15 protein-coding genes are annotated in these 18,665 nt (G+C 62.0%); 8 read left to right on the plus strand and 7 right to left on the minus strand.

The window, feature by feature from the left end:
- Positions 1-2 precede the first annotated feature (2 nt).
- The 3 genes from C5J22_RS30970 to C5J22_RS02460 are packed head-to-tail and all read right to left on the minus strand — an operon-like array spanning position 3 to position 4,736.
- The gene (locus C5J22_RS30970) at positions 3-407 is read right to left on the minus strand and encodes a PAAR-like domain-containing protein (protein ID WP_172746000.1); all 405 of its coding nucleotides are present in this window, start codon (positions 405-407) and stop codon (positions 3-5) included.
- 2 nt (positions 408-409) lie between these two features.
- Entirely contained in the window at positions 410-1,525 is a 1,116-nt protein-coding gene (locus C5J22_RS02455; RefSeq protein ID WP_105437001.1) for a pentapeptide repeat-containing protein, read from the minus strand.
- Positions 1,518-4,736 carry a DUF2169 domain-containing protein gene (locus C5J22_RS02460; protein ID WP_105437002.1) on the minus strand — a complete coding sequence of 1,073 codons (3,219 nt, stop codon included), beginning with the start codon at positions 4,734-4,736 and terminating at the stop codon, positions 1,518-1,520. The genes C5J22_RS02455 and C5J22_RS02460 overlap by 8 nt, the downstream gene beginning before the upstream one ends.
- Here C5J22_RS02460 and C5J22_RS30975 point away from each other — a divergent pair.
- The 5 genes from C5J22_RS30975 (at position 4,723) to C5J22_RS02480 (ending at position 12,243) form a co-directional block, all read left to right on the plus strand.
- Positions 4,723-4,965 carry a hypothetical protein gene (locus C5J22_RS30975; RefSeq protein ID WP_172746491.1) on the plus strand — a complete coding sequence of 81 codons (243 nt, stop codon included), beginning with the start codon at positions 4,723-4,725 and terminating at the stop codon, positions 4,963-4,965. The genes C5J22_RS02460 and C5J22_RS30975 overlap by 14 nt on opposite strands.
- A 225-nt stretch (positions 4,966-5,190) precedes the next feature.
- The gene (locus tag C5J22_RS02465; protein ID WP_105403567.1) at positions 5,191-5,700 is read left to right on the plus strand and encodes an Hcp family type VI secretion system effector; all 510 of its coding nucleotides are present in this window, start codon (positions 5,191-5,193) and stop codon (positions 5,698-5,700) included.
- A gap of 451 nt (positions 5,701-6,151) precedes the next feature.
- On the plus strand, positions 6,152-8,866 hold the full coding sequence (gene tssH / locus C5J22_RS02470) for a type VI secretion system ATPase TssH (protein WP_105437003.1): 2,715 nt from the start codon (positions 6,152-6,154) through the stop codon (positions 8,864-8,866).
- 138 nt (positions 8,867-9,004) lie between these two features.
- A complete protein-coding gene (locus C5J22_RS02475) occupies positions 9,005-10,648 on the plus strand; it encodes a sigma 54-interacting transcriptional regulator (protein ID WP_105437004.1) in 1,644 nt (547 codons plus the stop codon).
- A 68-nt stretch (positions 10,649-10,716) separates the two neighbouring features.
- Positions 10,717-12,243: a serine/threonine-protein kinase gene (locus C5J22_RS02480; RefSeq protein ID WP_105437005.1), complete on the plus strand. Its 1,527-nt coding sequence runs from the start codon at positions 10,717-10,719 to the stop codon at positions 12,241-12,243.
- 30 nt (positions 12,244-12,273) lie between these two features.
- On the opposite strand, the gene C5J22_RS02485 is transcribed toward C5J22_RS02480, so the two are convergent.
- The 4 genes from C5J22_RS02485 to C5J22_RS02500 form a co-directional block, all read right to left on the minus strand.
- Positions 12,274-13,047 carry a MinD/ParA family protein gene (locus C5J22_RS02485; RefSeq protein WP_105403563.1) on the minus strand — a complete coding sequence of 258 codons (774 nt, stop codon included), beginning with the start codon at positions 13,045-13,047 and terminating at the stop codon, positions 12,274-12,276.
- A 72-nt stretch (positions 13,048-13,119) separates the two neighbouring features.
- The gene (locus C5J22_RS02490; RefSeq protein WP_105403562.1) at positions 13,120-13,542 is read right to left on the minus strand and encodes a hypothetical protein; all 423 of its coding nucleotides are present in this window, start codon (positions 13,540-13,542) and stop codon (positions 13,120-13,122) included.
- Positions 13,543-13,626: 84 nt separating this feature from the next.
- Entirely contained in the window at positions 13,627-14,031 is a 405-nt protein-coding gene (locus tag C5J22_RS02495) for an ATP-binding protein (RefSeq protein WP_172746492.1), read from the minus strand.
- Positions 14,032-14,074: 43 nt separating this feature from the next.
- Positions 14,075-14,434, minus strand: a complete 360-nt coding sequence (locus C5J22_RS02500; RefSeq protein ID WP_172746493.1) for an STAS domain-containing protein — start codon at positions 14,432-14,434, stop codon at positions 14,075-14,077.
- Between the two features lie 221 nt (positions 14,435-14,655).
- On the opposite strand from C5J22_RS02500, the gene tssA reads away from it, so the two are divergent.
- The 3 genes from tssA (at position 14,656) to tssC (ending at position 18,573) form a co-directional block, all read left to right on the plus strand.
- Positions 14,656-16,338 (plus strand): type VI secretion system protein TssA, encoded by a 1,683-nt coding sequence (tssA, locus tag C5J22_RS02505; protein WP_172746494.1) that lies wholly within the window; start codon positions 14,656-14,658, stop codon positions 16,336-16,338.
- A gap of 171 nt (positions 16,339-16,509) precedes the next feature.
- The gene (gene tssB, locus C5J22_RS02510; protein WP_105437009.1) at positions 16,510-17,010 is read left to right on the plus strand and encodes a type VI secretion system contractile sheath small subunit; all 501 of its coding nucleotides are present in this window, start codon (positions 16,510-16,512) and stop codon (positions 17,008-17,010) included.
- An 81-nt stretch (positions 17,011-17,091) separates the two neighbouring features.
- Positions 17,092-18,573 carry a type VI secretion system contractile sheath large subunit gene (gene tssC / locus C5J22_RS02515; RefSeq protein ID WP_105437188.1) on the plus strand — a complete coding sequence of 494 codons (1,482 nt, stop codon included), beginning with the start codon at positions 17,092-17,094 and terminating at the stop codon, positions 18,571-18,573.
- Positions 18,574-18,665: the final 92 nt, after the last annotated feature.

An 18,665-nucleotide genomic window follows, 5' to 3' on the forward strand; every position in this document is an offset into this window, starting at 1 on the left:
CCTCAGCCGCTTGGATTGAGAAAGCGCACCTGGGAAGGCACGATGGTGGTGCCGACCGAGTTCGGCGAGACGCCGTTCTGAACCGTCGGATCCATCAACGCCCGCGTCGCCGGCGCGGCCTGGATGATCAGCTTGACCGAACCCTTCACGTTGCGGCTGTTCGAGCAGACCATGCCCGAGGCGACGCCCGGGCCTGGCCCGCTGATCGTCACCGGTGCGATATTCATCATGTTGTGGGACGGCATGCAGCAGATCAGGAAACGGAAATTGGTCGGGATTTCCGTGGCGCGCATGCCCATGCTCATGAACGGCACCGGGATCGGGCCGACCGGCGTGGGCTGCAGATAGACGTCCGGCACGGAGAAATCCATGCCGGGTATCGGTCCTTGAGAATTTACAAAAGGCATGGTCAACCCTCCCTTCCCGGTTCGTCGCCGAGTGCGACGCGATCCGGCCTGTAGACTTCTGCAATCATGCGGTCCTGGTCGGTACCGATGGTGCTGCCGCCGGCTCCCAGAAACAGCGTGCCCTCCGTGCGGGCGCCATGGAATTTCGTATGGGCAAAGGTGGAGGCGGAAAGGCTCGCGCCGGTCAGGTCGGCATGCGACAGATCCGCCTGGCGCAAGTCGCATTTCTCGAGCCGGGCGGCGCGGCAATCGGTTTCGCCGAGATAGGCCGCGAAAAGCTGGCTGCCGTCGAAAACGGCGCCGGACAACGAGGCCTCTGAGAAATTTGCCATGGTGAAATCACTGCCGGACAGATCGACGCCGTCCAGCCGGCTTTTCGGAAAGGCGGCCACGCGCGCCTTGACGCCCGCAAGCAACGCTCCGGCAAAGTCGCATTCGGAAAACACGCTGTTTTCGAGCTGCGCGCCGGCCATATTCGTGCCGACGAACCGGGCCTGGTGGAATGTGCAGCGCTGCCAGGCCTGGCGGCTCAGATCGAGGCCGGAAAGGTCGGCCTCGGCGAAGAGACCCGTATCGATGACAATGCCGGAAATATCGACCCGGTTCAGCGCCGCCTTGGTGACGGTGATGCTCTTCAGCGACGCTCCGGACAGCGACATTCCCTCGATATCGCAATCGAGTAGGCAACTGCGATCGAGCATCGTCTCCTTGAAATTGCCCGTCCGCAGGCCGGCCTTGGCGAAGATCGCCCGGTCGAAGACGGCTCTCTCGAAACCGGCTGAACGGAGATCGCCGGTCAGGAACTGCGTCTCGCTCAATTCGCAAGCGCAGAAATCGGCGGCGATCAGGCTGCAGTCGAGAAAGCTCGCCCCCACCAATTCGGCGTCAGTGAAGATCGCCCGGTCGAGCCGGCATTTGATGAAACTTGCCCGGGCAAGATCGGCGCCCTCGAAACTGCATTCGGTGAAGTCGCAATGGATGAACTTTCCGCCCATCAGGTCGATGGTAGCGAAATCGATCTGCCGGCCGTCGCGCATCAGCACCGGCTGGTTGTGAGCGAGATAATCCAGGAGCTCGTCCAGGCCGATCGGCGTGATTATTTCGGCTATATCAGGCATCAGTGGCGCTCTCCATGATCGTTTTTCCGAGATTGGCACCGGTCAGATCGCAGCTGCCGAGCTTGGCTCCGGCCAGGTTGGCGAAATAGAGATTGGCGCCGCGCAGCGAGGCGCGGGTCAGATCGCAGCCCGCCAGCGATGCGGCATAAAGATTGGCGCCGAACAGGTCGCTGCCGGCCAGGTTTGAACGATCCAGCCGGCCTTCGCGGAACGAGGCGAGCCGGAGATCGGATTCGACCATGTCGCAGCCGTTGAAGAGGCTGCGGTTCAAGGTGGAGCGCAGGAAACAGGAGCGGCCGAGCTTGGAGCCGTTCCAGGAGGAACCGATCGCGACCGCTTCGGCAAACATGGCGCCGGTGAGGTCGCAGGCCCCGATGAAGCTGCTGCCCTCCAGATGCACACCGGTAAAATCGGCGGTCGGGGCGGAAACGTCCCCGAATGTCGTGCGCTCGAAACCTGCGCCCTTGAACACGCTCTGCTTCATCGAGACGTCGATGAACACGCCGCGGGCGATTTCGGCACCCGCCATGACGATCCTATCGGCCTGTCCACGCAGGATATGAAAATCGCCAAGCAGGGCGTCGGAAAAATCCGCTCCGTCCAGCCGGCAGTCGATCAGGACCACTTCCGAAAGCTTCGTCTGGCGGAATGACGCCCCGGTCATGTCGGCCCCGACCAAGGTCGTTGCGGTCATCGCGCAACCGTCGAAACGAGTGCCGCGCAGGTTGGCCTTGCCGAAATTGATGCCGCCGATGCTGGCACCTGCGAAATTGGCACCTTCAAGATCGGCTTCGGCGAAGACCGCGCCTTCGAGATCGGCACCGGAAAAGTCCGTGCCACGCAGATTGCAGCGCTCGAAGAAGGCGGATCGGAACGGCAGGCCGCGGAGGTCGAGCCCGGCCAGATCGGCACCCGCCAGATCGGCTCCCGAAAAGTCATGCCCCTCGCCAAGCTTTGCCGCAATGAAGGAGCCGAGCCTTTGAGCCACCGCCGGAACCATGGGTTCCAAAGGAAAGATCGCCGCCGGTGTCTTGCGGCGAGCCTCGGACATCACCTCGTCGACCTTGATTTCCGCTGAAGCAATCTCCCGCGAAGCGTCGACAAGTTTCTGTGACGTCGCCTGGCCAAGCGTCTGGCCGCCCTCGGCCGAAGGCGAGGCCGGGAGGCCCGCGATCAGCGAGGCCAGAATGTCGTCAAGGCTTTCGGTTTTCGCACCGGCCGCGACACCCGGCAGAAGATTTGCAAGGCTGGCAGTGGCGGATTGGAGCCCTCCGGCGATCTGTGCGGAACTTCTTGCCGCAGCGTCGCCGTTGACACCCGGTATCGGCGGAAATGCGATCGCCGGGGTGGGGCTCGGGGCGAATTCCGCAACCGGCCGGCTGGAGATTTCGTCCATGCGCTGCATGATGTCCGCCATGAAAGCCGGCTCGTCCGGGCTCGCTTTCCGGTCTCCAGCGATCGTTCGTCCACCAATGCCCTCGATCTCCACGCGGGCTTCATGAAGCAGCGAGCCTTCGGGCAGTTTCATCGCCCGGGCGCAGGCCTTTTCATATTGCGCTTCGAGGACGGCCGGATTGATATCCTTCAAGACATCGAGTGCCGCAAAGGCTTCATCGATCTGTTTCATCGCCGGATCGACCGTCTCAGCAAAGCGCTCATCCTTCTGCCTGTTCGGCCGCATCGCCGAGACGTCGGCCTGGAACGCTTCTGCAACGCCTTCCCAGGGTTCAAGATCAGGGTAGCGCGCCAGATCCTCTTCCGAAGCCATGGGCTTCAGCATATGTGGCGGCACAAGCGACGGCGGGATCGCCTTTACCACGGCCTGGCGGGAGAGCTCGGCCTTGGCCGTATAGAGATGGTTCTTTGTCGCAACCGCCCGGGTCAAAGTCTCGACGTCATCCAGCAATTCGGCGATGTCGAGATCCCCGCGCGCGATCTCTTCGCGATCGGGCAACGGGATAAGCGGCAGTTCATCAAGTTCGCCAACTGCCATCACCGGCGCCAGCGACGGCGAGATACCCTGATCCGTCATGGCTTTGCGGATCATCCAGTTCTGGTTGTCCACGAAGGTCTGGAGCCCTTGCTTGGCCTTTTCAAGCCGCGCCGCGCGTCTTGCGCCGATCGCCGCCTCGTCGCGAAGCGGCATCAGCTGGAAATCGGACAGGACGTGCTTGTGCGCCTGCTCCGGATCGCTGCGAAGGCGGAAGATGCGTTCGTAGTATTCGGCCGGGCGCGGCTGGTCTTCCCTGTGCTCGCAGGCGAGCATGACGGTGCCGATATCCTCGCAGAACGGGTCCTGCGCCTTGGCAAGACCGCGGAAGGTCATCACCGCCTTGGTGATATTCGGAAACAGCGTCACGGTATCGCAGACCATGCGCGTCTCAGCCAGGCTGCCGTCACCCGGGCGATGGACGAAGGCGCGCAGGATCATGTTCGGCAATGCACCGCCGACCATTGTCACGCCGCGGCTCATGCCGCTCACCGAAAAACGCTCATCGCCGGAGAAAAACGCCTGAAGCCGCTGATCTTCAAGGGCATCGCAATGAAACAGCGGATTGAAATCGTCGGGCTTCATCGGCGCCCGGTTCTTGATCCAGCTCTGGTCGTAGGTTCCGGCATGGCGCATGCGGGAGGCCGCATCGGCGGCCAGCGGGCCGAAATAGGCAGGGCGCGGATGATCGTCGGGCGACCGGATGAGGCGTTGCGGATTTTCCACATTGGGAAGCGGCGCGTCATATCCCGCTTCCAGGATGGCGCGGGCGTCATGGCCCTTGCCGCGCGGATTTTCCACAAAACGTGGACCGCCAAAGGCATGCGCCTCGTCGATCGGCATCCTGTCGAACGGTACGGCGGGAACGAGCACGACACCGCGATCGGTCCGGCGCCAGAAGCGGTCGCCGAAAACGTTCAACGACTTCTCGATGGAGCCGAGGCGCGCCACCACCGGCAGACCGGTGACCGGCGCATCGGTGGGCGCAAGCGCTGCGCCGGCAATGATCAATTCACCGAACGGCTTCAGGTTGCCCTTGTCGAAAATCGCACCGGCCATCTGCTCGGTGACCATCGGCCAGAGGGCTTGCTCACTCAGCAGCTGGCGGGGGCTTTCGAAGTCGAACAGGAGAAACGCCGACACGGTCAACAAGCCGCCTTGCGGAACCGGCTCGGCGCGGACTGCCGCGGCAAGACGGGAAGGCTTCATGAGCGCGGGCATTTCGACCTTCTCCTCCGGGGAAAATAAGTTGGCGATCCTGCATCCGTGCAGTTCGCGCCATTCGGGCGACGACAGGAAATCAGGATTTCATCGGCAGGCCACGCGGTCAATTTGCGAAAATATGCGCAGTGCAAAACGACGCCGTCAGCGCTCAGAGGAAAACGGCGGAAAAACAAGCGCGGCGGAAACCGTGCGGTGGCCCGAAGGCTCGGCTGCGGACGTCACATAAAATTCGCATCCCCTGAAAGGGGTAGGAAAGCTGCGCTGACGACGCTTCGACTGCGAAGTTTCCTTCTCAGTTCAGAAGGTCTCCGCAAGGCGAATTATCTTTATAACAAATTGAACTCAAACAATATTTTCAGATTTTCTGAAACTGGCACAGTGCTTGCAATTCACAAAATCATCGGCTGCTGCTGATACCGTTTCCCGATCCCCGAGACCATTGGAGAGAAAAATGGCAAGCATCGCATACATCACCATCAAGGGCGTTACCCAAGGCGAAATCACCAAGGACGCTTCCACCGCCGACTCCATCGGCAACGTCTGGCAGGAAGGCCACGAGGGCGAATCCCTCGTATACGCCTTCGAAAGCAACGCCATCGTTCCCCGCGATCCGAACTCGGGTACGGCCATCGGCACCCGCCGGCACGAGCCGGCTCGCTTCGTCAAGCCGCTCGACAAGGCTTCGCCGATGCTGTGGCAGGCTCTTGCCACCGGTGAAAACCTCGAAATCGAACTGAAGTTCTGGCGCACGTCCACCAAGGGCACGCAGGAACACTATTACACCATCAAGTGGGAAGATGCCGTCCTGGTCGGTGGCAAGGTCCAGCTCCCTGACACCGCCGATACCGCCAACGACTCCCGCGGTCATTGCGAAGACTGGTCCTTCACTTATCGCAAGTGCGACTGGACCCACGAAATCGCCGGCACCTCGGCATCGGACGACTGGCGCAAGCCAGTCTGATCGACCTTTCGGCCAAAGCACCCGGCCGCCCGCAATTTTGCGGGCGGTTTCGCTTATTGACTGCAAGTTCTCGGCACTTCACAGCCGGGTGCAAAATTCCTGTCATATGGATGTATTACCCAAGTCGCGTGCCGATCGTCTCCGGCGCGGGGGCAAGCCGTTGCCGAGCTGGATGCAGCAGGTTTCGGCCCGGAGCGACAGGGAACACAAAGGGGGCCGTTACAGCGATGTGTTTCGTTATTTCTCTGCAGATGCTCAAGCCGGTCGACATCCTTCGGCATGTTCCAAAGCCAGCCTTCTAAAGCATTGCCACGGCAGAATTTTCACCGACCTGAAATCAGAATCATCCCGCCGAAGTCGCAGACGGGCATAGCTGCCCAACGGACCGCGGATTTTCGTCAATTATGGCCGCGCTGTGCTCACGAGCCCGGCTGAACCCAGGGATACTGCAGTGATAGACATCGATCTTCGCCGTCTCGTCGGCCGCCTCAACACCTATTCGCGCCGGTCGCTGGAATCGGCCGCCGGCGTCGCGGTTTCCAGGGGTCACTACGAGGTCTCGGTCGAGCACCTGCTCTGGGTGTTCCTTGAGGACACGACCCATGACGTCCAGGCCGCCTGCCGTCATTTCGAAGTGGATATAGCCACATTCAAGCGCAAGCTGCAGGCGGTTCTCGAAGGCATCCGCAGCGGCAACCAGGGCCGGCCGGTTTTCTCGCCGCTGCTGATCGAATGGCTGACCGAAGCCTGGCTTGTCAGCTCCGTCGAGCTCTCGCTCGACCAGACCCGCTCGGGCGCGCTGTTCGCGACCATCTTCGCCAGGCCCAACCGTTTCGGCGACGAGCGCTGGCTCAACGGCCTCGAAGCGATCACCTATGCCCGGTTCAAGGCGGATTTCACCGCCATCGTCGAAGGTAGCCAAGAAACCATCGCAAGCTCGACAGCTTCTGGCGGTGAAGCCGGCAAGAGTGACGTAGCGCCCGGCCTCAACGCCGACAGCGCGCTTGCCCGCTTCTGCACCAATTTCACCGAGCAAGCCCGCAAGGGCAAAATCGACCCCGTCTTCTGCCGCGACCGCGAGATCCAGCAGATGATCGATATCCTCGGCCGTCGCCGCAAGAACAACCCGATCTGTGTCGGCGAACCCGGCGTCGGCAAGACCGCCGTCGTCGAAGGCCTGGCGCTCAAGGTTGCCGAAGGCGACGTGCCCGATTTCCTCAAGGATATTGAACTGATCGGCCTCGACCTCGGCATGCTGCAGGCCGGTGCCGGCGTGAAGGGCGAGTTCGAAAACCGCCTCAAGGGTATCATCGACGAAGTGAAGGCCTCGCCGAAGCCGATCGTGCTGTTCATCGACGAAGCGCATATGCTGATCGGTGCCGGCGGTTCAGCCGGTGGTGCCGATGCGGCCAATCTGTTGAAGCCAGCGCTGGCGCGTGGTGAGCTGCGCACGGTCGCCGCCACCACCTGGAGCGAATACAAGAAATATTTCGAAAAGGATCCGGCGCTCGCCCGCCGCTTCCAGCTCGTCAAGCTCGACGAACCGAGCCCGGACCAGGCGATCACCATCCTGCGGGGCCTGCGCAAATCCTACGAAAAGGCGCATGGTGTCTACATCCGCGACAGCGCCGTCGAGGCTGCCGCAAAGATGTCGGCCCGTTATATTTCCGGCCGCCAGCTGCCGGACAAGGCGGTCGACGTTCTCGACACCGCCTGCGCTCGTGTAAAACTGTCGTTGTCGTCAACGCCGCCGATGACCGAGCTCAAGCAGAAGCGCGTTGCCGAACAGAAGCGCGCATTGGACGCGCTGGAGCGTGACCACCACTCCAACCATGGTGCCGACGACGCCCGCATCGAAGCGATCAAGCAGGATATCGCAAGTCTCGAAGCCGAAATCGCCGGCCTCGTCGCCAAGCGCGACGGCGAACTGGCGCTGGTGCACCAGATCCTCGACATTCGCTCCAAGCTCGGCCTGTCGCTCGAAGGCGACAAGCCGGCGACGGAAACGCCCGTTCCCTCGGCAGGCGGCGAGCAGGAAGCACTGGAGGTCGCCGAGGAAACAGCGGGCCTCGACCTCGACGCGTTGCGCGCCGAATTCCGCGAGGCGGCCGACAAGCTGAAGAAACTGCAGAGGGGCAACCCGCTGGTCTCCTTCGAGGTCACCGAAGACGTGGTCGGCCAGGTCATCGCCGAATGGACCGGCATTCCGCTCGGCAACATGGTGAAGGACGAAGCGCAGTCGATCCTGACGCTTGCCGAAAATCTTGGCGCCCGCGTCATCGGCCAGGACCAGGCGATCGAGGCGATCGACCATGGCGTCCGCGTCTCCAAGGCCGGCCTGCAGAACCCGGACGCGCCGATGGGCGTCTTCCTGTTCGTCGGTCCGTCGGGTGTCGGCAAGACCGAACTCGCAACCGCGATCGCCGACCAGCTGTTCGGCGGCGAGCGGTTCCTGGTTTCGATCAACATGTCGGAGTTCCAGGAAAAGCACACCGTTTCCAAGCTCGTCGGCTCGCCTCCCGGTTATGTCGGTTATGGCGAAGGCGGCGTGTTGACCGAGGCGGTACGCCAGCGCCCCTATTCGGTCGTACTGCTCGACGAGGTCGAGAAAGCCGACCTCGAAGTCATGAACGTCTTCTACCAGGTATTCGACAAGGGCGTGCTGTCGGATGGCGAAGGCCGTCTGATCGATTTCAAGAACACGATCGTCGTGCTGACATCCAACCTGGCGACTGATCTGCTGACCGAACTCGGCACCCGCGCGGAGCGCCCAGCCGTAACGGAGCTGGTCGAAGCGATCTGCCCGATGCTTTCGGCGCATTTCAAGCCGGCGCTTCTCGCCCGCATGCAGATCATTCCCTTCTATCCGCTGATCGGCGCGCCGCTCGAAAAGATCGTCCGCCTGAAGCTGAACAAGGTGGGCAAGCGCCTGCGCGAAAGCCAGAAGATGCAGTTTGCCTATGACGATGCCGTGGTGACCGCAATCGCGGCGCGTTGCACCGAAGTCGAAACCGGCGCCCGCAACATCGACCATATCGTCAACCGCACGATACTGCCGGAACTTGCCACCGAGCTCCTCAGCAACATGGGCGAGGACGGCAAGGCCTATACCGCGGTCGATGTCAGCATCAGCGAAGCCGGTAGTTTCGCCTACACATTGTCCTGATAGAGAACGAGGCACGGCGGGAGGGATCGCCTTCCCGTCTCGGCCGATCGCGCTTTCGAGAAGCCAGCTGGCTCAGGGGCTGTCAGCCGGAATTGCACATGATTGGTCCGGAGCACCGCAACCGGGGGAAGCGGGAAGATGAGCAACGAGACGATCTATGAAGACCTTCTGGACCTGACGACCGCGCTTGCCAAGGAGCGCCGGGTCGAGGCGCTGCTCGTTCATGTGCTCGAGGCAGCACTCAGGCTTTCCAATGCCGAAGGCGCTGCGATCTTCACGCTCGACCGGCTGGCGCGCCATCTGCACCGCGTCTGCTTCAACTACCGCGGCGTCACCAGTTCCAACCAGGCCGACAGCCGGATTGCGCTCTACGACAAGTCGCTGACGCCGAACCTGCGCGATCCTGCCACCTTTGCGGTCACCACCGCGACGATGGTCAACGTCGCCGATATCGACAACGCGCCGGGCTTCGATTTTTCCGCTATCCGGGAAATGGACAGGACGATCGGTTTCCGCTCGCGCTCGCTGGTGATCATGCCGCTGTTCGTCGACGGCGAGGAGACGATCGGGACGCTGCAGCTCGTCAACGTCCGCGAGCGCGGCGGCGGGCTGTCGAAAACACTCGTCAGGCCGCTGCAGGGGCTTGCGGCGCACGCGGCGGCGGCCATCCGCAATGCGCGGCTGTTCGAGGAGAACCAGCGCCTGATCAAGCAGCTCGGACGCATGAACGAGGAACTGCTACAGGAAAACACCCGCCTTCTCAGCAAGGCCAAACCGAAATCATCGAAGCCGAAGGGGCTGATCGGCAACAGCCCGCCGATCGAAAAGGTGTTCGACCTGATCGAGCGGGCCGCCGGCTCGTCGGTTCCGATCCTGCTGCTCGGCGAAACCGGCACGGGCAAGGAAATGATGGCGAACTACATCCATCTTTCCAGCGCGAGAGCCGAGCGCTCCTTCATCGCCCAGAACTGCGCAGCCCTGCCCGAAAGCCTGCTGGAAAGCGAATTGTTCGGCCATGTGCGCGGGGCCTTTACCGGCGCCGTTGGCAACAAGGCAGGCCTTGCCCATGAAGCCCATGGCGGCACGCTGTTTCTCGACGAAGTGGGCGACATGCCGCTCGGTCTGCAGGCGAAAGTGCTCCGGCTGCTGCAGGAAGGCGAGGTGCGCCGGGTCGGCTCGACCAAGACCGAGCATGTGGACGTGCGCATTGTCGCCGCCACCAATGCAAATCTGGAGGAGAAGATCGACCGCGGCGAGTTCCGCAAGGATCTCTATTACCGCCTCAACGTCTTCCCGATCATCGTGCCGCCGCTGCGTGAGCGGCCGTCGGACATTCCGGGCCTGATCGACCATTTCCTGAAGGATGCGGTGGGTAACCGCGAGGTGCCGCCGCTCTCGTCTGAAGCGCTCAATGCGCTGCTGCGCTGGAGTTATCCGGGCAATGTGCGGGAGTTGAAAAACATCCTGGAACGGGCCGTATTGCTCGCCAACAGGGGCCAATCCATCGGTCCCCAGCATCTGCCGCCCGAAATCGGCGGTTTTCGCGAACAGCAGAGCTCGCGATTGCCCGGCTTCATTCCCGATGGCGACCTGAAGACGATTGTGGGACTATACGAAGCACTGGTGATCGAGACGAAGCTTCGGGAAGTCAACTGGAACCAGAGCCACGCGGCTCGTAATCTGAAGGTCAGTCGCCGCACCATCGTCGAAAAACTCAATCGGTATGACATACGCCGTCCAGGCACTCCCATGCGCAATGGTTTCGAGAGAGCGGAAAACTGAGATTCTTTCAGGGCAAATCACCAGGTCGCAGACCGGCGGATGAGGCGATAGGCGCCGAGGGAGCCCTCTTGGCCTTCGTTGGCGGCCGCATGACCTTCGACGCGCTGGTGACGCGGCTGAAATCCGAGGCCGATGGCATGTCGGCGCGGCTGGCAGTGGCGGAAAGCATGGAAGCCGGAAGGCTGCCGCCCGACATCGCCCAGATCCTGCTCTCCGCCATTCCCGGCGCGGCACCGACCCCGGCTACAGCACCCGCCTCCCCCATTCCGGACGATATGTTCGACGAGGACACCGTGCCTCACGCTTTTGTGCCGTCTCCGGATTGGCTGGCATCGAACCAGCCGGGACCTGACGGACCGATCCCGGCGGGACCTGCTTCGGCACCGGAGGCGCCCTTGTCTGCCCTGCCCTCAATCGCCGCTTCCCCGGCCCTGCCCGGACCCCTTCCGCCGTCGAGCCGGCCCGCAGCGGGTCAGTTTCCGCCAACCATGGCCGCTGTGCCCGAAGCGTCTCGTCCCGGCGTCAATCTGCCAACATTCGACGATCTGCGCAGCCGTGTCGGCGATGCCGTGCTCTCCGATCTGATCGGCGACTACAAGGGCCGGCGCGGCGGCGAGCGCGCGGAGGAAGCAGGCTCGCGCCGCAGCGACGCGCTCGACGGATTGCTCGGCAGCTATCGCAGCGCCCGCTTCCGCTCCGCCGCCAAGCGAGCGGTGCGCGACGGCGTAACGACGGGCGCCTCGCTCGGCAAGCTCGGTGATACCGGCGCCCAGCGCGCCGGTATCGGCTCGATCCTCAGGGACCGTTTCATCCTCGACCGTGAGGTCGGCCGCGGCGGAATGGGGATCGTCTACAGCGCCGTCGACCGGCGCAGGCTCGAGGCCGGCAGCGCCCAGCCCTATGTGGCACTGAAACTCCTGAACGACGAGTTCAGGAGCAATTCCAATGCGCTGAGAACTCTGGAAGCCGAAGCGCGAAAATCCCAGAGCCTCGCCCATCCGAATATCGCGACGGTGTTCGACTTCGACCGCGACAAATCCGAAGTGTTCATCGTCATGGAGCTTCTGACCGGCAAGCCGCTCAACCGTCACCTGGCGACTTCGACCGGCCAGCAGATGCCGATCGGGCTGATCGCGCCGGTCCTCAAGGGCATCTGCGCAGGGCTTGCCTATGCCCATGCCAATGGCGTGATCCACTCGGACCTCAAGCCGGGCAATATCTTCGTCGGCGAGGATAAACAGGCCAAACTCATCGACTTCGGGCTTGCCACCGCCAATAATCTCGAAGGCTTTAATGTCGGTGCGCTGGAAGCACTGACGGTCGCCTACGCCAGCCCCGAAATGTTCATCGACGCGCCGCGCGATCCGCGCGACGACATCTATGCGCTCGGCTGCATCGCCTACCAGATGTTCATGGGCTTCCATCCGTTTGCGATGAAGCCGAGCATCGATGCGCAATTGCTGGAATTGAAGCCGGAGCCGATCGCCGATCTCGATCCCAGCGCCTGGAAGACGATCGAACAGGCCCTGCGCTTCGACCGCGACGAGCGCATCGCCAGTGTCGAGGTTTTCGCACAGGCGATATTCGAAAGCTGAAGCCGCCGGTTGAAATCGGCGCGCAAACCGCTATTCGATCGCATCAAGGATCGTCTCGATCCCCTCGGAAAATGCGTGCTCGGGATGGATCGCCCGTACCAGGCCGGTGCTGCCGATCTGAATGAGCTCCGTCGAGAGCGGCAGGACGGCGGCGACGGGCGTGCGGTAGCTGGCGAACACTCGCTGCGCCAATTCCCGGAAATCGAAGCTTTCCAGCACCTTGTTGACCACCAGAAGCAGCTGCGGCACTTCGAGCTTGCGCGCCAGTTCGAGCGTCACGGCAGTTCCCTGGTAATCCTGGATATCGGGCCGCAGCAACAGCATCAGCGTGTCGGAAATGGCGATCGACAGCAGGGTTTCTTCGTTGACGCCGGGATGAGTGTCGATCAGCAGATAGTCCAGCTCCAGCTCGTTGCAGAGATCGTGGAAACCGGTGTTCAGATCCTCGACATCGTATTTTTCCTTGAGGATACGGGCGATTTCGCCGGTCTTGATGCTCGACGGCACGAGATAGACCTTGCCGCCCTCGGGAACGATCTCGCGCCCCTCGCCATCGACCACACCGGAGGTGACGTCGAGCGCCGTCTCCGCCACGCCGCATTTGCCCCAGAGATAGTCGTTGAGCGTGAAGCGCAGCGCATGCGGATCGACCTTGAACAGGGTGTGGATGCCCGGCGACTGGATATCGGTGTCGACGACGCCGACCCTGTGCCCACGCAACGCCAGGCCGGCGGCGAGGTTGGCGGTCAGGTTTGATTTGCCGGTGCCGCCGCGATAGGAATGCGTGGAAATTATCTTCGTCATTTTTGATCTACCATGAAAACGCAGATGAAGCGGAAGTCCTCGACCGGCTCGACAGGCCAGCCTGTCGCGGTCTCAATTCTTCTCTTTGAAGCGAGAGCGCAGCGACTTGGCGCGCTGCTGCAGGTCGCGGAAATATTCGCTGTCGGCAATCTCGCGGATCTCGTGCTCGGCCTGTTCCTCGTCGAACTTCACATCGAGCTTCTTCAGGCGCTGTCGAAGGTCGGTGTTTTCCTTGCGTAGCGCATTCTGGGCAGCTTCGAGCTGGCGCTGGGTTTCCTTCAGCTCGTCGATCAGCTGGTTGGCGTGAAACTCCCTCGCCTCGACCTGCACCACCATGCCGGCAAAGGTCTCCGCCAAGTCGCGAATGTCCACGGGAAGGGTTTCGTCGGCGACGATGCCGAAGAGCTGTTCCATGTCCTCGAACCGCCCCTGGGCAATCGCCTCGCAGGTAGAACCCAGGCTCACCATCGCCTTGCGCCGCTTGTTGTTGGCCAAAATCCTCAATCTCCCCGCTCGCGCCTTCCCGCCTTGGCGCTGCCATTCAAAGTTCAACTGAGCATCGATGCCGGCACCAACTGCTCAGTTCGCCTGCGCATTCTTAAGGACGATTTCCGTTACGTTGGTCGCGCCGTCCCGGTCCTGGGTGATCGACTGGGCAAATTCATGGACCAGGAAAAGCCCCAGCCCGCCGACCTCCATGTCCTCCAGGCTCAGCGTCTCGTCGGGCCGGCGCGGCGGCGCGCTAACGTCGAAAGGACGGGCGCGGTCGCGGATGGTCAGCCGCATGGTGCCCTGCTGGTAATGGGCGGAAATGACGATGGTGTCCGCTTCGTCCTCGTCATAACCGTAGCGCACCGCATTGGCGAACAGTTCCTCGACGATCAGGATCGTCGCATGCCGCGTCTCGGCGGTCACTCCGCAGGTATCGGCAAAATTCTCCAGGGCAGCATGGACCTGCGTAAGTTCCTCAAGGCTGTTGTTCACTGAAACAATGCAGGAAGCGCCGGTCATTTTTCCGCAACGCCCCCTAGCCGATACTGAGTGGCGGCGGATCAACCAGGTCGAGCGCCTGCTCGCGGGTTGCGACCACCGGAATGATCTTTAGGAAGCCCGAAACGCGCAGGACGTCGTGGACATGTGGGCTCAAACCGAACAGGACGTATTTGCGTCCGGCGGGAGCCAGTTGTTTCGCCGCGATCAGCAGCGAACGAAGGCCGAAGCTGCTGACATAATCGACCCCGCTCATATCGATCAGCAAGGCGCCGGTACCACCGTCGATATGTTTCTTCAGCTCGGCCTCGAAAGCCTTCGCCGTCAGGGTATCGATCTTTCCGGTGGGAGCGACAATCGTGGCGCCTCTCTCGGTTGTTTCGGCAATGTCAATCATGCACGCATCAGCCTCCGTCATCCGCGCGCCCATCGGCCGCCGCGGCATCTGACGCCGATGGCAAGAAAATCGCGACGCCCCGCCCTTCGCTCATATGATCTTCAAACTACACGACTATGACGCTTATGCATTTTAAAGCCCGACTTCCTTCTTCTTTGATCAATCCGGATTGCGGTTCGCCCGGTCGGGGGGACTGTCATTCACACCGCCGGGGACAATACATGGCAGATATCGATCTTGACGCCTTGATCGCGGACCCGCGTGCCTCCATCGGAGGGCTTGCCATCGACGGTGCGCCGGCCGGCCGCGACCTACGCGACGAAGCGGAATTCGACGCTTTGGACAGCGAATTCCGCAAGATGGAAACCGGCGGCCCTTCCGCAGTCGACTGGAAGCGGTTCAATACGGCGACGATCGACATTCTGAAGACCCGCTCGAAAGACATGGTGCTCGCCTCGCGGCTGGTCTTCGGGCTGCAGCGCGAAGAGAGCTATCGGGGCCTCGCCGTCGGGGTCGCCATCCTGCATGGAATGGTGGAGGCCCACTGGGACGGTCTTTTTCCGCCGCCGGCGCGAGAGAGAGCCCGCGCAGGCGCGCTCGACTGGATGGCCGAAAGGCTGGCTCCGCTCATCGAGTCCGGGCCGCCTTCCCCTGATGCCAAGCTCTTCGCTCTTGCCGCCCATGATCGGCTCGTCATCATCGACGAGTTCCTGTCGGAGCGGATGCGCAAATATCCGGCCGCCATCGGCCCGCTGATCCGGGCTCTCCGGCCGCATGCGCGCGAAGCGAAAGCCGAGCTAGACGCCAAGGCCGCGGCCGAAGCGGCGCGGGCCGAAGCGGCGAGCCAGCCGGCACCGGAATCAGCGCCTGCTTCTCCGGCTCCGGTCGGCGAAACGCCGCAGCCGTCAACTGCCCCACCGCAGTTTCAGCCACAGCCGAAAGTCTCTACTGCGGCACCGGTCGCTGCGGTCGAGATCGCCGAGGCGCCTACCAGCGAGGGAGTCGAAAAAACCTTCCAGGCCCTGTTCGGCAGTGCTATCCGGGCCGCAGGCGCATTGCGGCCATCGGCGCCTGCGGATCCGCGGATCTACCTTTCGACACGGTTTGCCGCCTGGGGTGATATCCTCAAGGCGCCGCCGGACAAGGCCGGGCGCACCCTGCTGCCGCCGCCTCAAAAACCGCGGCTTGCGGAACTTGCCGCCCTGAAGGCAGCCGGAAACCATCAGGGTCTGCTGTTATCCGCCGAGAGCGTGTTCGTTTCCTCGCCCTTCTATCTCGACGCGCAGCTGTTGATCGCCAGCGCAATGCAGGCGCTCGACGGCGATTATGACGCGGCGCTCAGCGTTATTACAGGTCAGCTTTCCGCATTTCTCAAACGGATGCCGGAACTGACGCAGCTTTCCTTCAGCGACGGCAGCCCGTTTGCCGACGGCGAGACCCAGAACTGGATTGCCAGCCAGATCATGACCGACGGCGACGGACAGGCGACGGGTTCGGAACGCGACAAAGTAAAGGCAGCCGCCGGCCAGCTTGCCCAGCAGGGTCAGGTCCTGGCGGGATTGAAACTGCTCTCCGATTATAGCGAGCGCTGCCCGAGTGGGCGGGAACGGTTCTGCGCCAAGCTGGAAATCGGCGAATTCTGCCTGCGTTACGAACTGCTGCAACCGCTGTTCGCACTCATTCCGGCGCTAGAGCAGATGGTCGAGGATCAGGCGCTGGCGAGCTGGGAACCGCCGCTTGCGACGGCCCTCGCCGCGCTCTCCTGGCGGGGTTATTCCCACCGAAATGCCGTCCGTCATCTCGAAGAGCGGGAGATCGTCCTTCGCAAGGCGCGCATCGCCGAAACGCTGAGCGCGCTCGACATCGTCCAGGCGGTTCGGCTCACGTCACCACAAATTGCATAAAGATGCGCAATACATCGCTGCCGTTATAAAACCTACATATACAGGCGCAATTATGCAGGCGTCCGGGCAAGGGCAGTCTGGACGAGCGATTGCGCGTTATTCGCTGCAGACACATATTTTCTGCTTTGAATTTTAAGAATTGCATCTGGGGTTTTACGGGGGAAACCGAACATGACGAAAGACTCGTCTGTGGCGCCTAAAGAGCGCGTCAACATTCGCTACAAGCCAGCGACCGGCGACGCCAAGGAAGAGGTGGAACTGCCTCTGAAGATGGTCTTCCTCGGCGATTACACGCTGAAGGGCGACGACACGCCCGTAGAGGATCGCGAACTCATCAACGTCAACAAGGACAATTTCAACGACGTGATGAAGGGCCATAACCTGAGCCTTGATATCGCCGTCGACGACAAACTTTCCGAAGAGGCCGACGCCGGGCAGATGAACCTCTCCCTCAAGCTGGAAAGTCTCAACGACTTCACGCCCGAGGCGATCGTGCGCCAGACCCCCGAGCTCAACAAGCTGCTCGAACTGCGGGAAGCCCTGGTGGCGCTCAAGGGACCGCTTGGCAATGTCCCGGCCTTCCGCAAGGCGATCCAGGGCGTTCTTGGCGACGACGTAGCCCGGGAGAAACTGCTGGCCGAGCTGACGGCCGCGGCCTCCAAAGACAAGTAATTTATCCCTACCCCTTCCGGGGAGCTGCGGCACGATCGATGCCTCGAACGAGTGCGTCCGAATTCGAAAGAAGGCTTTTTCATGGCTGAGAGAGAATCCGCCCAACAACAGGTTACCGTCGAGCATGCCGAAAGCTCCCTGCTGGACCAGATCCTGCAGGAAACCCGGCTGGTGCCGAGCGACGACGGCTACGATGTGGCCCGCAAGGGCGTCAGCGCCTTTATCGCCGAGCTGCTGAAACCGACCCGTTCGGACAGCACCGTCAACAGCAGCGCGATCGACCAGATGATTGCGGAAATCGACCGCAAGCTGTCGGCCCAGGTCGACGAGGTGCTGCACAACGAAGAATTCCGGACGCTGGAATCCGCCTGGCGCGGCCTGAGGTTCGCGGTCGACCGCACCGACTTCCGCCAGAATATCAAGATCGAGATCATGAACGTCTCGAAGGACGAACTGCTGGCCGATTTCGAGGACAGTCCCGAAGTCGCAAAGTCCGGTCTCTACAAGCACATCTACACGGCGGAATACGGCCAGTTCGGCGGCCAACCGGTTGGCGCAGTCGTCTGCAACTACGCCTTCAGCCCGAACGCCCCGGACGTCAAGCTTGCGCAGTATTGCGCCAGCGTTGGCGCCATGGCCCATGCGCCGGTCATTGCCGGTGCCGCTCCGGCCATGTTCGGTGTCGATACGTTCGAGGAAATCCCGAACCTCAAGGACATGGAATCGATCTTCGAAGGCCCGAAATACGCCAAGTGGAACTCGTTCCGCGAAAGCGAAGACTCGCGCTATTTCGCACTCGCCATGCCGCGCTTCATGCTCCGCTCGCCCTATGGAGCAGAGACCGTTCCGGTCAAGGCCTTCAATTATGAAGAGCGTTCCGCCGGCGAGGCCGAGAACTATCTCTGGGGCAACGCGTCGATCGCGCTTGCGACCCGCCTCACCGACAGCTTCGCAAAATTCCGCTGGTGCCCGAACATCATCGGCCCGCAGTCGGGCGGCGCCGTCGAAGACCTGCCCGTTCACAGCTTCGAGGCGATGGGCCAGCTGCAGAGCAAGATCCCGACCGAAGTGCTCGTTTCCGACCGCAAGGAATACGAACTCGCCGAGCAGGGCTTCATTGCGCTGACCATGCGCAAGGGCAGCGACAATGCGGCCTTCTTCTCGGCCAACTCGGTGCAGAAGCCGAAGTCCTTCGGAAACACCACCGAAGGCAAGGCCTCCGAGCTCAACTACCGGCTCGGAACGCAGCTTCCCTACATGATGATCGTCAACCGCCTGGCCCACTACATCAAGGTTCTGCAGCGCGAGAACATCGGCAGCTGGAAAAACCGCGGCGAGCTGGAAAGCGAACTCAACAACTGGATCCGCCAGTATGTCTCGGACCAGGACAATCCGTCTGCCGATGTGCGCTCCCGCCGGCCGTTGCGCAAGGCGCAGATCACGGTGTCCGACGTTGAAGGCGAACCAGGCTGGTACAGTGTCGGCATGGCAGTGCAGCCGCACTTCAAATACATGGGCGCCGACTTCACCCTTTCGCTCAAGGGCAAGCTCGACAAGGCCTGATACGGGGCCTGAAGCGCGGTCGTCGCGGCCATGATGGCGCAGATGTACCTGATGGCCGGGCATTCGCTGTCCGGCCAATGGCTTTTGAGAGT

Source organism: Neorhizobium sp. T25_13 (genome assembly GCF_002968675.1).
GTDB classification, from domain to species: domain Bacteria; phylum Pseudomonadota; class Alphaproteobacteria; order Rhizobiales; family Rhizobiaceae; genus Neorhizobium; species Neorhizobium tomejilense.

Bases quoted from the DNA above. Each gene is read 5' to 3' on its own strand.
- C5J22_RS30970 (WP_172746000.1), bottom strand. From the start codon at position 407: ATGCCTTTTGTAAATTCTCAAGGACCGATACCCGGCATGGATTTCTCC.
- C5J22_RS02455 (WP_105437001.1), bottom strand. From the start codon at position 1,525: ATGCCTGATATAGCCGAAATAATCACGCCGATCGGCCTGGACGAGCTC.
- C5J22_RS30975 (WP_172746491.1), top strand. From the start codon at position 4,723: ATGAGCGCGGGCATTTCGACCTTCTCCTCCGGGGAAAATAAGTTGGCG.
- C5J22_RS02460 (WP_105437002.1), bottom strand. From the start codon at position 4,736: ATGCCCGCGCTCATGAAGCCTTCCCGTCTTGCCGCGGCAGTCCGCGCC.
- C5J22_RS02465 (WP_105403567.1), top strand. From the start codon at position 5,191: ATGGCAAGCATCGCATACATCACCATCAAGGGCGTTACCCAAGGCGAA.
- C5J22_RS02475 (WP_105437004.1), top strand. From the start codon at position 9,005: ATGAGCAACGAGACGATCTATGAAGACCTTCTGGACCTGACGACCGCG.
- C5J22_RS02485 (WP_105403563.1), bottom strand. From the start codon at position 13,047: ATGACGAAGATAATTTCCACGCATTCCTATCGCGGCGGCACCGGCAAA.
- C5J22_RS02500 (WP_172746493.1), bottom strand. From the start codon at position 14,434: ATGATTGACATTGCCGAAACAACCGAGAGAGGCGCCACGATTGTCGCT.
- tssA (WP_172746494.1), top strand. From the start codon at position 14,656: ATGGCAGATATCGATCTTGACGCCTTGATCGCGGACCCGCGTGCCTCC.
- tssB (WP_105437009.1), top strand. From the start codon at position 16,510: ATGACGAAAGACTCGTCTGTGGCGCCTAAAGAGCGCGTCAACATTCGC.
- tssC (WP_105437188.1), top strand. From the start codon at position 17,092: ATGGCTGAGAGAGAATCCGCCCAACAACAGGTTACCGTCGAGCATGCC.